Below are 12,572 nucleotides of genomic sequence, written 5' to 3' on the forward strand. Positions count from 1 at the left end.
ACTTCCATGCAGCCCCGCACTTTGTTCCGCACCGTAGCTTTTGCCGAGGCCGTGACTTGGACGCTGCTGCTGATCGGGTTGTTCCTTAAGTACGTCACGCGCACCACCGACGTTGGCGTGAGCATCGCTGGCGGTATTCACGGCTTCGTGTTCCTTTGCTACGCCGCGACCGCCGCTTTCACTTGGATCAACCAAAAGTGGTCAACACGAACGGGCCTTCTTGCCATCGGTTCGGCTGTGATCCCGTACGCCACCATTCCCATGGAGAAGTCCCTCGACCGCCGTGGCCTTCTCGCCGGTGGTTGGCGCTTGGCAGCCGGGGGAGAATCACCGCGTGGTGGGTTCGAGAAAGCCCAGGCTTGGGTCTTGAGGAACCCGATCCTCGCCGTTGTTGTCACTCTGGTGGCCGTGGGCGCAGTGTTCAGCTTCCTCCTTTTCATGGGCCCTCCGGGGACCTGGTTCTCCTAGGATTCAACTGACGGAAAGCACCGTTCTTCGGAACTGGTGCTTTCTTTTTTTAGGCGTCCCCATTCGGCGGGCCGCCACCACCCACTTTGAGTCTTGGATGGCTTGACGCACTATCTGCACAGTGCGTCGACGGGCGGTTCGCCTTCGAAGTGGGTGATGGCGGTTCGTGGTACCGCCGGCTATTTGCGATCTGTGCCGGGGCAGCCCCAGGAGTTGGGGTTTTGCTGGCAGGTGTCGGCGACGAGTGCCCTTTCTGTCTTCCAGACGTGGATGGTTTTGGCTGGTGTGGTGATGTCGAGGGTTCCGTTGATGGGTAGTGGTGGGCCGTTGTTGACGGAGTAGGTGCCGGTGAAGCTGGTGGTGAGGGTGGCTTGGTAGTTGCCGGTTTCGGTGTAGGTGTGGCTGGTTCGGGTGTCGTTGGTGAGCCAGTCGGTCTCGGGGATGGAGTAGCCGGCCACTGGGGTGGGTCCGAGGGTTCCTCCGTCGCCGAAGGTGTAGGTGTAGTTGGCTGGTGTTGCGGTGAGGTGGACTGCTTGGCCGAGGATGGTGACGTCGAAGCCTTGTTCTGCGGTGGTGGCGTAGAAGTTGGTGGGTCCGCCTTTGAGGGTGTGCGGGAACGGCTGGGCTTCGAGGGACCCTGCGTTGACGGGGAGTTGGCGGAAGTCGGTCAGGATGCGGGCGGCGATGTTGGCCAGGACGTTCTGCGGTTCGGCTGCGTAGAGGCAGGTGGGTCCGCTGACGGGGATCCAGTCCGTCCAGCCCGGATTGGTGATCGCTCTTGGGGCTTCCTTCCAGATCACGGGGGTGCCTTCTTCTCCGCCGGTTGTGGTTGCCGGGCATTCGAGGGCGTCGCAACCGGGGTCCTTGGTGTCAGGTCCATCGGCACGGCAATGGGTGTCAGCCATGTACTGGTTCGGGTCCTCTGTCGTGGGCGAAGTCCCCGCTGTTGACTCAGATTTACCGGTCTCTGGGTTGAATACGAATGTAGCCCCGACTTCTAACTGCCGCCCATGCCTGTCGGCGCTGACTCTTATGTCATCGGCTTTCGCAGCCGCGGAGGCGAGGACGAGTTGCGACAAAACGAGAAGCAGAATGCCGAAGCGGAAGTTGAATGCCCGCACGACTAACCCACAATCGTTCCGTAGTTCGTGACCTTCCACGCTCCACTCAAATAAGTAGTGAAGAGCGCGTCGGCAGTATTAGTGCCCACAGAGTCACTTTGGCCCTTAGTACCGTCAGCATCGAAGTACTGGATTGCTTCCTGAATCACTTGGACCTTTGCTGATGAGACACCGCTCCCAGATTCATTCCAGATGACGTCAATCACTGGGGTCTCAAGGGTGCCGCCGGCCATCCATCTGCCGTCCGTGTAGTTGAGATACACCGACTCTTCGTGGGCGACGGCAACGAGGATCGTTGTGTCGGTGACCTTCTTCCACGCGGCTAGATCACCTGTTTCGATCGCATAGGAGTACGTCGCGTACCAGTACCCAATAAATGCCTCCAGCCCGGCCTTCGAATTCTCCTTCACCAGCTCCGGCATCACTGGAACCGGCACGTTCTGCGCCTTCCCCTTCGCATCCGCGGGTTTGTACACGGCGGACGTCGGCGGACTTGCCGGAGTGGCCGAAGCCGTCGGAACCGGAGCGCTGGTGGTGGGCGACGCAGTCGTCGAGCTTGATTGGGAGGGTGACGCGCTGGGTGCGGGACCGCCCTGACAGCCACTCAGAAGCACCGCCAGAGTGAGAGCCATGACCGCCGTCCAAGGCCGGACAGAAGAAAAAGTGGCAGACGAAAGGCGTGACATGACAGGCTCCCCAGCAGCTGTTTGGCGTTGTGCCGGTCAGTCTAGGTCGGGAGGGAAGCCAGATTCACGTCGGTAACGGCGGCCTGTGGAAAACCACCTACCCGCGCAGCTTCTCCATATCCCTGCGGTCCTTCTTGGTGGGCCGACCCGCGCCGCGGTCGCGCTGGGGGAGACCGAGCTTTGGCGCCACAGGGCGCGGTGGAGTGTGGTCGGTGAAGCAGTGAGAAGCGGCCTCAGCCCCCACGCGTTTGGCGATCAGGCGCCGCACTTCGAGGATCCGTTCCCAGCCGGATTCGCGGACGCGGATGGTGTCGCCAATGATCACGCTTTGGGACGCCTTGACCGGGTTTCCGTTGATGCGGATGTGCCCGGCACGGCAGGCTGCGGTGGCTGCCGAACGGGTCTTGTAGGCACGGATCGCCCACAGCCAGGCGTCGACTCGGACGTTTGCCGGTGAAGATGACGGGATACTCATGATTGAGACGAGTCTAACCGGGGCGTCGCTTGCCGGGCGAGAGCGCTGAAGTCGCCGGAAAGCTGCGAGAACGCCGGAAAGCTTCAGCGATCTCGCACGGGACCGGCGATCTCGGCGCAGCCCGCCGGGCCCGGCCCGCCTGGCGGCGCCAGGAGGAACAAACTACCGCACCGTCACCTCAACCACCTGCGCCATGTTGTTCCCGATGCCTTGGTAATTCCACACCTGATCAGTGGGCTGCAGCGCGCCGGACGTATCCATCGCCCGGCACCGCAGCACATGCTCGCCCGGACTGGCGACCCACACCATGGACCACGACCTCCACGCGAAATCACCCACGGGCGGGTCCACATGAGCGGGCATCCACTCGCCGTCGATCCCCACCTCCACCCGTTCCACCTCGCCGTGGCCGGACCACGCGCGGCCGTGCAGCATGACCGGACCGGCATCCACAATGCGGCGTCGGGTGAAAAAATCAGGAATCCCGGGAGGGGCCATCAGTGATCGAACGCGGATGTGTGTGACCGGCAGCCCGGGCCCATCGGGCCCTTGCAGGTAGTGGTACGCGACCGCCTGCTGGAAACCCATGAACCGCGACGTCACAGCCTCGATCGACGTCAACCACTTCACACTCGTCATGCCATACCACCCCGGAACCAGCAGCCTGAGCGGGAACCCGTGCTGGATCGGCAGGGGATTGCCGTTCATGGCGTAGACCAGCATTACCTCTGGATGCATTGCCTCGGCGATCGAAAGACTGCGTGCATACGGCTCTTCGACGCCGCCCTGGACACCGGCGTCGGCACCGGTAAAGACAAGCTCGACGGCGTCACTCGCCAAACCTGCCTCCTCCAGCAGGGGTGCCAAGGGAGTTCCGGTCCACTCGGCGGTGCCAACTGCGCCGAGGACCCACGGCTGACTCAACGGACGCGGTTCCAAAAGGGATCGGCCGTTTCCTGCGCATTCCATGGTCACTGGCATGGTGACGGCGGGTCTGGCCTTGATGTCCTCAAGACTCAGGTCGAGGCTGTGATCCACGGCCCCGCCCAGCCGCAACCGCCAGGTATCGGCGGCAACGTGCGGGATGTCGAAATGGATGAGCAGGTAGTGGAGGCCTGCCGGCGTGATGTCGTCGTGCAGGGCCTCCAACGGCATGGAATGGTTCCTGCCGGAGAGTTGCAGTTCTTCGTGGGTCAGGGGACCTTCGGTCGGCTGCCCGGGGGTGGCGGCTTTCGCTGCTCTTTGCTTGACGTGGTGCTTGGACATGGGACGGCGGCGTTCTACTGGAAGCTAAACGCTGCGGAGTGCCGCAGCACTTAGGACAAGGATCACGCCGCGGCCGAACCCCGTCAAGAGTCTGTTGCGAGGCCCGCTCTGCGCCTCAACGGAGTCAAAGAGCGCGCAAAGGAGGCCTCACAACGCAAGGAGGCTATCGGCGTCGTAATTCCGGGTACTCAAGGTGCGGTGCAACGGTACCGGCGTCGCGCTCAAGGAAGTTCACGGCGGGTGCAACGATGTCGTCGATTTCGTCGAGGATCGCCTCGTTGAGCACCACGTCTGCGGCCTTCAAGTAGTCGGTGAGGTGGTCCTCGGTGCGTGGCCCGATGACGACGCTGGTGACGGCCGGGTGATTCAGGGCGAAAGCCACAGCGAGCTGGATCAGGGTCAACCCATGACGGGTCGCGAGCTGCGCAAGGGCGTCTGCAGCGTGCAGCTTGCCCTGGTTGAAGGGTGCGTTGACGTCGAAGCGGCCCGGGACAGCAGCCGACCGCGAACTTTCAGGCTGGCCCGCACCCACGCGGTAACCACCGGCCAGCCACCCGCCGTCGAGCGGTCCATAACTCAAAACCCCGACGCCGTACTGCTGGGTGATGGGGAAAACGTCACGTTCGTTGGCGCGCACCAGGAGCGAATACGGGACCTGGTCAATCACGGGCGGCGTGAGGTGGTTGGTGTTGGCGATCCACTGGGCCTCAACAAGTTGGGCGGGGCTGAACACGGACGTGCCGTAGTACAGGATCTTTCCCTGCCGGATGAGGTCGTTCAGCGCAGTGATGGTTTCCAGGAGATCGGTGTTGTAGTCCGGGCGGTGCGCTTGGTAGAGGTCGATCCTGTCTGTGTTCAGCCGCCGCAAGCTGTCCTCCACAGCCCGGACGATCCAACGGCGCGAGTTGCCTGCATGCGCCGGGTTGGAACCCATCTGGCCGTGGAACTTGGTGGCGAGGAAAACGTCGTCGCGCCGACTGTGGATGGCCTGGCCAACCACAGTTTCGGCCTCGCCCTGGGAATAGATGTCCGCGGTGTCGACGCTGGTGATGCCTGCGTCCAGCGCTGCTTTGATGATCCGGATGCTCTCGGCTGGACCCGTGGGTGCGGCGCCGGTGCCGAAATTGAGGGTGCCCAGCGTGAGCGGGCTGATCAGGGCGCCAGTGCGTCCAAGCGTTCGTAGCTCGTTGAGGCTCATGTCGGCTTCCTGTGGTGGGACTGTGCTGATGGGCGGTGCTGGTGTCCGGGCGTGAGTCGGTGGCCACGGACGGGATGTTCAATCGAGGCTACACACGGCCGTCGGAGGCATAAACGCAAGCGGTAGAACTTCTTCGTTTTTCGTCTTGCGAAGTAATGGAAGAGGCCATACTTCGCGACATTTCTTGACACGCGGCAACACAAATGTCTTTCGAATCAACAAATATTGCTGTTCCCGGAAGCAGGTGAATTATGGGAAAGGAACTCAAGCAACACACGACAGGGGACAGCGGAATGACACAGACCACAGTGGAAGAAACGGCGGCCATCAAGGCTGCATTTGCGCAGTTCCCGTCCGGAGTTGCCGCGTTCAGCGCCATGGTGGACTTCACGCCGGAAGCCTTGGTGGCATCGTCCTTCACCGTGGGTGTTTCGCTGGAGCCGCCGCTGGTGATGTTTGCCGTGCAGAACTCCTCCACAACGTGGCCGAAGCTCCGCCAAGCCCAGCGCTTGGGCGTGTCGGTGCTTGCCGAGGGCCAGGAAGCGGCTGCCCTCCAACTGGCCTCCAAGACCCGCGACCGTTTCGCCGGGCTGGACACCAGCGTGAGCGACTCAGGTGCGGTGCTGATCGACGGTGCCGTGCTGGGCTTCGAGTGCGAAGTTGTCTCCGAGACGCCCGCCGGTGATCACGCGATCGTGGTCCTGGAGGTCAAAGCGACCACCATCAACCTTGAGTCAAAGCCACTGATCTATCATGGCGCGTCGTTCCGGCAGTTGGCTGCGTAGCCGCTAGGAGTTGCGGCTGGCGCTACTGAGCGAACCTTTACGGATCGGGCTCGGAGACTTCCCATTCTTGGAAGTGTTCGGGCCCGATTTCTTTGCGCCGTTGCCGTTGCCGTTGGAGCCGCTTCCGCTGCCGGTGGGGCCACCGCCGTCGTTACCGGAGCCGGTTTTTCCGTTGCCATTGCCAGTCGTTTTTGCCGAAGTATCCGGGGTTTTCGGACCTGGCGTTGTGCCATTGGATGACGACGGCGTGGGCTCGTCGACGTCGCGGACAGTCACCTTGATGGCGGGCGGCTGCTCAGCTTGCGCGCGGGCGGCTGCACGGCGATCGGCCTCGGCCACGGCATCTGCCCAGTCCTTCGCCAGAACCGGCGGTTCCTTGGTGGCTGCCACGAGAATCGGATGGTGTGCGGCCTGGTTTTCAACCACCGACTTAACCTCCGCCGGTTTGGGAAGGTTGCGTGGGTCTACCTTGGCCTTCCACGCGCCGTCTTTGACAGCGGCCGACGCACCCGAGAGCCGTCGTCGAACGTCTCCCAGGAGGTCGCGCTTGGGCGCGTGAGGGGCGGAAGGTTCGGCGGGCTTCGCCGCCGGCGGAGCGGCCGGCGCGGCGGCAACCTTCGAAACCGGCGCGGCTGCAACTTTCGAAACCGGCGCAGGGGCAGCCGGTTGTGAAGCCGTAGCAACCGCAGTGGGAGCCTGCACCGCAGTAGATCCAGTTTCAAGATAGGCGAGGTCATCCAGAGGCGATGCAACAGCTGCAGGAGACTCGACGCCGGTCACGGGATCAGGGACGCGAGCGGGGCGCGGCGGCAACTGGACGATGGGAGTGGTTTCCTTCTTCGGGAAAATCCCCACCATCGCCAGGAGAATAATCGACAGCAGCCGCCCGACTCCCGCTACCACCAAAGTGATGATGATGACCAACCCGAGACCCAGGAACATGAGGACAGCGAGTCCCAGTGTTCCCAAATACGTCAGGTTGATGGCGAGTGTTGTCGGATCCTCCACGTAGCCTCCCCTGGCTGTCGTTTTGTGATGCGCGCATTGCCCACCCAGCTTGCGTATCTAGCCTAAGGTCCAGCACCGACGGAATCACGCGCCGCCCCCTACTCTGGCGGGGTTGTTTCAAAGCTGTTATATGGCATGGGAAAATATGTTGCCCAGCTCTCATTTACAGCCTCAGATTGGGACCTCGTGACCCCTGACCTTGCCAGACTCCACAACGGCGCCTGTCCCTGCCTCTCCGGGGATCAATACGACGATTGCTGCGCCCGATTCCACCGCGGTGACGCCGACGCGCCCACTGCCGGCCAACTCATGCGTTCCCGCTATTCGGCCTTCGTCGTCCTGGACCCCAGCTACCTCCTGCGCACCTGGCACGCCTCCACCCGGCCGGAGGCCATGGACCTCGATCCGGACATGCAGTGGCGCAGGCTGGACATCGTCGCGACGTCGAAAGGCGGCCCCTTGGACACGACGGGCACGGTTGAGTTCGCTGCGCACTACAGGCTCGACGGCGAACGCGGCGTCCAGCGCGAAGTCAGCCGCTTCGTTCGGGAAGGCAAGCGCTGGTTCTACGTGGACGGAGACGTTCGCTAGCGCGTCATCGATAGTTGCGGTGCAGGTTCTCCTTGGTTGAGGCTCCGGGCGAGGCGTCACCGATCCACGGCCCGGTACCTTCGGACTGGTCCAGGACCCCGGCCTCCAACCAGGCGTAGTCACCAGCGAGGACTTTGCGCGAGAGTCCGTGGTCGCCGTCGTCAGTATTCCTCCACAGCTGGTCGAAGTATTCGTCCACCCGCACACGTGCCTGCTCACAGAATGCCTCTGCCAGTTCGAACGCGGTGGCGCCTTGTTCCGGGTGCTTACGGAGGAGCATTTCGGCCCGCGAGCAGCACGCGGCCATGGCGAACAACTCAGCGCCGATGTCCACAATCCTGCCAAGGAACGCCTGCTTGTGCTCGAGCTTCGCCTGCCACCTTCCCATGCCGTAGAAGGTCTGCCGCGCGAGCCGCCGCGAGGACCTCTCAACGAATCGCAGCTGCTTGGCCAAACGCCCGAATTCCGCGTAGGACCGGGGATCCATGCCGGCACCCGCCACGAGTTTCGGCAGCCATTTCGCGTAGAAGCCAGAGGCCCCGACGGCGGCCCTCGCCTTGTCCTGCAGGCTCGCGTCCGCTGAGGCGAGGTCGCCCGCGGCTGCAAGGTGCGCATCCACGGCTTCGCGGGCAATCAAGAGTTTCATGATCTCGCTGGAACCCTCGAAGATCCGGTTGATGCGCAGGTCCCGGAGCAGTTGCTCGGCCGGGACTGCGCGCTCGCCCCGGGCCTCAAGGGAATCGGCGGTTTCGAAGCCACGGCCGCCACGGATCTGGACCAGTTCATCGGCGATCCGGCAGCTCAATTCAGTGGACCACAGCTTGGCCAGCGCAGCCTCGATGCGCACATCCTTCTGGCCGGCGTCGGCCATCTCGGCGGACAATTCGAACACCGCTTCCAGCGCAAAAGTGGTGGCGGCGATGAACGCGATCTTCTTGCCCACGGCTTCGTGCTTGCCCACGGGACGTCCCCATTGGGTCCTGGCGTTGGACCATTCACGGGAAATCTTCAGGCTCCACTTTCCGGCAGCAACGCACAAACCAGGGATGGAAAGCCGTCCCGTATTGAGAGTGGTGAGAGCAATCTTGAGTCCTTGGCCTTCGCGGCCGAGCCTGTTGGCTGCAGGGACCAGGACCTGGTGGAACCGGGTCACGCCGTTTTCGATTCCACGCAGCCCCATGAAAGCGTTGCGGTTCTCCACCGTGATGCCGGGGGAATCCATTTCCACAACGAACGCAGAGATCCCGCCCTTGTGCTCGGTCCCGTCAGCATCGGTATGTGCCGGAACCCGGGCCATGACCACCACCAATTCGGCGATCACACCGTTGGTGGTCCACAGTTTCACGCCGTCCAAAAGGTAAGAACCGCCGTCGTCGGACAACACGGCAGTGGCGCCCATGCGCGCGGGGTCGCTGCCGACGTCGGGCTCTGTCAGGAGGAAAGCGGTAATGGCGCCGGCGGCGCATCGCGGCAGGTATTCCTGTTTCTGTTCCGGTGTGCCGAATTCCTTCACAGGCTCCGGGACGCCGATGGACTGGTGCGCGGAAATGAGGGCGCCGAGGCTCGGATGAACCGATCCCAGCAGGGCCAGCGCGCGGCCGTAGTAGACCAGGGACAAACCCAGCCCGCCGTATTCGCGAGGAATTTTCATGCCAAAGACGCCAAGGTCCGCGAGCCCTTTGAGGTACTCGTCGGGAATCTTGGCGTCCCGTTCAATGGTGCGGCCGGACATGGTCTTGGCGAACGTGAGCAGCCGGCCCATGAATTCCTCGCCCCGCTCCACGTCATCGGCCCGTGCTTGTGGCCAGGGGTGGATGAGGCTGAGGTCGAAGCTGCCCAGGTAGAGGCCCTTGGCGAAGCTGGGCCGGTTCCATTCGGTTTCCCGCGCGGCTTCGGCGACGGCGCGGGCTTCTTCTGCGGTGGCGTTGACGCTTGCGGCGGCGAGACTGTTGTCAGTGGCGGACGTCATGGGGTAACTCCTCTAGCCGGTTGTGCCGGATGGAGCCAGGGTCCGCCGTGGGTGGGAACCCTTCAGCTGTCCCTCAATGCTACCCGCGGGTAGCTTCCCGTACCAGAGGAAATCTGCGGCTGGAATTCGGCCGGAATTTCCACTTGTCCTGCGTGGTGAACCAGGCGGTCCCACGCGAAATTAATGCCATGGACAAGGCCACCAAGAACACCTTTGACGGCGTACCAGACCATGCCCATAGTGCCGATAAGAATGATTGTTGCCATTGCTGCTGCTGCGATGAATGCCACTAAAAGTGCAGCGAAGACCAGCGTTCCAATAACGACGTAGGTGCCTGTTTCCAGCGCAGTGAAATCGAAATCCATGGTTCCCCCCGGAGCGACGGTGCGTGGGTCGGCGCGGCGAGGCTGCGTCGATGTTCTGACACTAGGGGTGGGCGTGCTTTCCGGCCAGAGCGGAAACGCCTCGCGACGCCGTTGATATGGGATCGAAACCATACCGCACGGTAGGTTACGAAATGGTTGCGGTGGGGAGGCTCTGACGCTCTGCGTTAACCTTGTACGGGGCAGTTTCCGCTGCCAGCCAGGTTTCGCAGCAGCTGAAGGAGAGTAGTTGTCCCGTTCAGCCATGTCCTCCGCCGACGCCATCAGCGCGAGGCTCCGTGACCTCGAGCAGCTGACCAAAGGCCCTGCGTGGGCTTTGACCCGATCGGCGCCGTGGGTGATCGCGGTGCTGCAAGCATCCTTTACCCGCACCCGGCCGCAGCTTCCCCTCGAAGAGTTCCACGCCGACGTCGACGCTTTCCTTGAACAGCTCCGGCGCCAGGACCCGACGCTGGGCGGCCAGCAGAACGGCAAGCTGTTCGGCGACGAATGGACGCGCAAGCAGTTCCTGACCCGTCGCAATCAGTCCGGCCAGATCGTCTACGAAGTCACGGAACCCGCCGCCCGCGTGCTGGCGTTCCTGGACAGCCTTTCCAGCGAGCGTTCCACGCTGAATGGCTCGCGGCTCGGCACGCTTCTGGGCGATGTGGAGAAGCTCGCCAACGAGACCAACCCGGACCAGAGCGCGCGGTTGGAAGCCCTGGAGGAGGAAATCCACGAGCGGCAGCAGTTGGTTGAGGACATCAGCTCGGGCGAATTCGATGGCCTCCTGGACGACGAGGAAGCCGTGGAAGCTGCCGGCAACATCCTGGACCTCGCCGCCAGCCTGCCCGCGGACTACAAGAAGATGCGTGACCGCATCGAGGAATTGGTGGGCGAACTCCGCAACCAGATCATCGAGGAGTCCCTAAGCAAGGGCGCCACCATGGCCCAGGTTTTGGAGGCCGACAAGCGGCTGCGCCAAAGCCCCGAGGGCCGCACCTTCCGGTCGTTCACTGCCTTCCTGGAGGACCCACAGCAGCAGTTGCGCTTCCGCTCAGCGATCGGCGAAGTGTTGAGCAGGCAATTCGCCGACGACCTCACCCATGAGGACCGCGAAACGCTCAAAAACCTCGTGGCCGAACTGCGAACGCAGCACAGCCAGATCCAACGTATCTACGGCAAGCTTTCCGAGAGCCTGAATACGTATATCCAGAGCGACGACGTCCGGCAATCCGTCAGCCTCCGCAAGGTGCTGGCCGAAGCCGAGCAGGCCATCCGCTCCATGCCCTACGAACGGGACCGGCCCAGCCTGATCCCAGGGCCAGTCCTGTTCAACGCCGGGTTCGAGTCGCTGGCAATGGTCAAACTGTTCGACCCCGACGAATTCGCCACACCCCCGCGGCTCGCCGACCCCATCGCGTTCAGCGACTCCGACCGGGTCCGGTCGGCGCGCACCGGCAAGGCCAAGCCTGCTGCTGTCCGGGCGGCCATGGCCGGCGCGGCCACCCTGGGCGACGCCTGGGAAAACCTGCCCGCCGAAGAACGGCACATCAACACCATGCGCACCCTGCTGTCCATGGCACTGCAGGGCGGCGCTGCCTTCGACCGGGCCGCCTGGGAACACATCGACTTCGAACAAATCGACGGCAGCATCCGCACGGCGTACCTGCCTGTCGTCACGCTGAATGAGGATTCTGATGACTGAGGAAATCACCACAGAGGAAAGCACGACGCCGGACGTCGCCGAAGCGGGGGAGGTCACCGAGGAGATGGTTGAGGTTGGTGTTGAGCCGGCTGAACCGGCGGAACCGGCGGCCGAAATCAGCCACGCGGATCCGTTCCGGGTGACACCGAGGGACTCCTTCGTTGACGGCGCCGCCCTGTTCCCCGGCGACACCGGCGTGCTCCCCATGAAAGTGCGTCACGCCTTGGTGAAGCTCCTCAAAGGCCCGTACATCGACGGCGGCCGCGACGAGAAATTGTGGACCACCCTCTTGGACAACCAGCTGATCCTCCGCAGCCGCCTGTCCGAACTTTTCCTCACCCTCCAGCTCGATCACGACCGCAAAATCGCGGTCCTCCGCCCGGTCGATCCCGAAATCATCGGCGCGAGCTCCCGGTCCAGCATCCTCCGGCAGCAGCGTGCTTTGAGCCGCGTGGAAACCATCGTCCTGCTCCGCCTGCGCCTCCTTCTGGACCGCCACGTCACCGCCCAAACGGACCCGACGATCACCCGCGAAGAAATCTCGGATCTCGTTGCCAACTACACCCCTGCGGGCCAGCAAGACGCCCTGCGCGACTCCGACGTGGTCACCCGCACCATCACCAAACTCCTGGCCCGCCAACTCATCCTCCCCACACCGCTGGACGACAGCTACACCATCAGCAACGCCCTCCCACTGGCCCTGCCCTTCGAAAACATCGGCGACATCCCGGCCCAGATAGAGGCACTGATAGCAGTAGCCGCCGACGTATCCGGAACAGAGCCCCTCCTGGACCTGGACTCCGACTCCAACCAACCCACGCCCTCAGATGACGGCCTGGACGAGGACCCCGAAGGTGACGGGTCCGCTGAGGTGAGCACCGACGTCGAGCGTTTTGAGCCAGCTGTCGGCGCCAAGGGTGACATGCACGACGAAG

General features: G+C 63.2%; 13 protein-coding genes and 1 pseudogene. 6 read left to right on the top strand and 8 right to left on the bottom strand.

Annotated features, from left to right (window positions below; translation table 11 throughout):
* The first annotated feature begins 6 nt into the window (after positions 1 to 6).
* Positions 7 to 468: a DUF3817 domain-containing protein gene (locus tag RQH14_RS04125; RefSeq protein ID WP_216659694.1), complete on the top strand. Its 462-nt coding sequence runs from the start codon at positions 7 to 9 to the stop codon at positions 466 to 468.
* 179 nt (positions 469 to 647) lie between these two features.
* Here RQH14_RS04125 and RQH14_RS04130 read toward each other — a convergent pair whose 3' ends face one another.
* Both RQH14_RS04130 and RQH14_RS04135 read right to left on the bottom strand, forming a co-directional pair.
* Entirely contained in the window at positions 648 to 1,373 is a 726-nt protein-coding gene (locus tag RQH14_RS04130; RefSeq protein WP_311212068.1) for a PKD domain-containing protein, read from the bottom strand.
* A 218-nt stretch (positions 1,374 to 1,591) separates the two neighbouring features.
* Complete coding sequence (locus tag RQH14_RS04135) at positions 1,592 to 2,026, bottom strand: DUF6318 family protein (RefSeq protein ID WP_311212069.1); 435 nt, start codon at positions 2,024 to 2,026, stop codon at positions 1,592 to 1,594.
* Positions 2,027 to 2,057: 31 nt separating this feature from the next.
* Between RQH14_RS04135 and RQH14_RS04140 the strand changes: the two genes are divergently transcribed.
* Positions 2,058 to 2,186 (top strand): hypothetical protein, encoded by a 129-nt coding sequence (locus RQH14_RS04140; protein ID WP_311212070.1) that lies wholly within the window; start codon positions 2,058 to 2,060, stop codon positions 2,184 to 2,186.
* Between the two features lie 186 nt (positions 2,187 to 2,372).
* On the opposite strand, the gene RQH14_RS04145 is transcribed toward RQH14_RS04140, so the two are convergent.
* The 3 genes from RQH14_RS04145 to RQH14_RS04155 all read right to left on the bottom strand — a co-directional run bounded on the left by RQH14_RS04145 (position 2,373) and on the right by RQH14_RS04155 (position 5,214).
* Positions 2,373 to 2,750 (bottom strand): RNA-binding S4 domain-containing protein, encoded by a 378-nt coding sequence (locus tag RQH14_RS04145; protein WP_018779945.1) that lies wholly within the window; start codon positions 2,748 to 2,750, stop codon positions 2,373 to 2,375.
* Positions 2,751 to 2,912: 162 nt separating this feature from the next.
* The gene (locus RQH14_RS04150) at positions 2,913 to 4,016 is read right to left on the bottom strand and encodes a sulfite oxidase (protein WP_311212071.1); all 1,104 of its coding nucleotides are present in this window, start codon (positions 4,014 to 4,016) and stop codon (positions 2,913 to 2,915) included.
* 163 nt (positions 4,017 to 4,179) lie between these two features.
* The gene (locus tag RQH14_RS04155) at positions 4,180 to 5,214 is read right to left on the bottom strand and encodes an aldo/keto reductase (RefSeq protein WP_311212072.1); all 1,035 of its coding nucleotides are present in this window, start codon (positions 5,212 to 5,214) and stop codon (positions 4,180 to 4,182) included.
* A gap of 293 nt (positions 5,215 to 5,507) precedes the next feature.
* Between RQH14_RS04155 and RQH14_RS04160 the strand changes: the two genes are divergently transcribed.
* The gene (locus RQH14_RS04160; RefSeq protein ID WP_311212073.1) at positions 5,508 to 5,999 is read left to right on the top strand and encodes a flavin reductase family protein; all 492 of its coding nucleotides are present in this window, start codon (positions 5,508 to 5,510) and stop codon (positions 5,997 to 5,999) included.
* Positions 6,000 to 6,002: 3 nt separating this feature from the next.
* Here the strand turns inward: RQH14_RS04160 and RQH14_RS04165 are convergent, their stop codons facing one another.
* On the bottom strand, positions 6,003 to 7,007 hold the full coding sequence (locus RQH14_RS04165) for a hypothetical protein (protein ID WP_311212074.1): 1,005 nt from the start codon (positions 7,005 to 7,007) through the stop codon (positions 6,003 to 6,005).
* A 135-nt stretch (positions 7,008 to 7,142) separates the two neighbouring features.
* Here RQH14_RS04165 and RQH14_RS04170 point away from each other — a divergent pair, with 135 nt between their 5' ends.
* Complete coding sequence (locus tag RQH14_RS04170) at positions 7,143 to 7,598, top strand: YchJ family protein (RefSeq protein ID WP_311212075.1); 456 nt, start codon at positions 7,143 to 7,145, stop codon at positions 7,596 to 7,598.
* A 4-nt stretch (positions 7,599 to 7,602) separates the two neighbouring features.
* On the opposite strand, the gene RQH14_RS04175 is transcribed toward RQH14_RS04170, so the two are convergent.
* Entirely contained in the window at positions 7,603 to 9,567 is a 1,965-nt protein-coding gene (locus RQH14_RS04175) for an acyl-CoA dehydrogenase family protein (protein WP_311212076.1), read from the bottom strand.
* 62 nt (positions 9,568 to 9,629) lie between these two features.
* Positions 9,630 to 9,932 (bottom strand): hypothetical protein, encoded by a 303-nt coding sequence (locus RQH14_RS04180; RefSeq protein WP_311212077.1) that lies wholly within the window; start codon positions 9,930 to 9,932, stop codon positions 9,630 to 9,632.
* A 247-nt stretch (positions 9,933 to 10,179) separates the two neighbouring features.
* On the opposite strand from RQH14_RS04180, the gene RQH14_RS04185 reads away from it, so the two are divergent.
* Entirely contained in the window at positions 10,180 to 11,637 is a 1,458-nt protein-coding gene (locus RQH14_RS04185) for a DUF3375 family protein (protein ID WP_311212078.1), read from the top strand.
* Between the two features lie 64 nt (positions 11,638 to 11,701).
* Positions 11,702 to 12,508: pseudogene (locus tag RQH14_RS04190) on the top strand (DUF4194 domain-containing protein); the annotation flags it as partial.
* Between the last annotated feature and the right edge of the window lie 64 nt (positions 12,509 to 12,572).

The sequence above is a fragment of the Arthrobacter sp. WCS2018Hpa-7 genome (assembly GCF_031843805.1).
Taxonomy (GTDB): Bacteria; Actinomycetota; Actinomycetes; order Actinomycetales; family Micrococcaceae; genus Arthrobacter.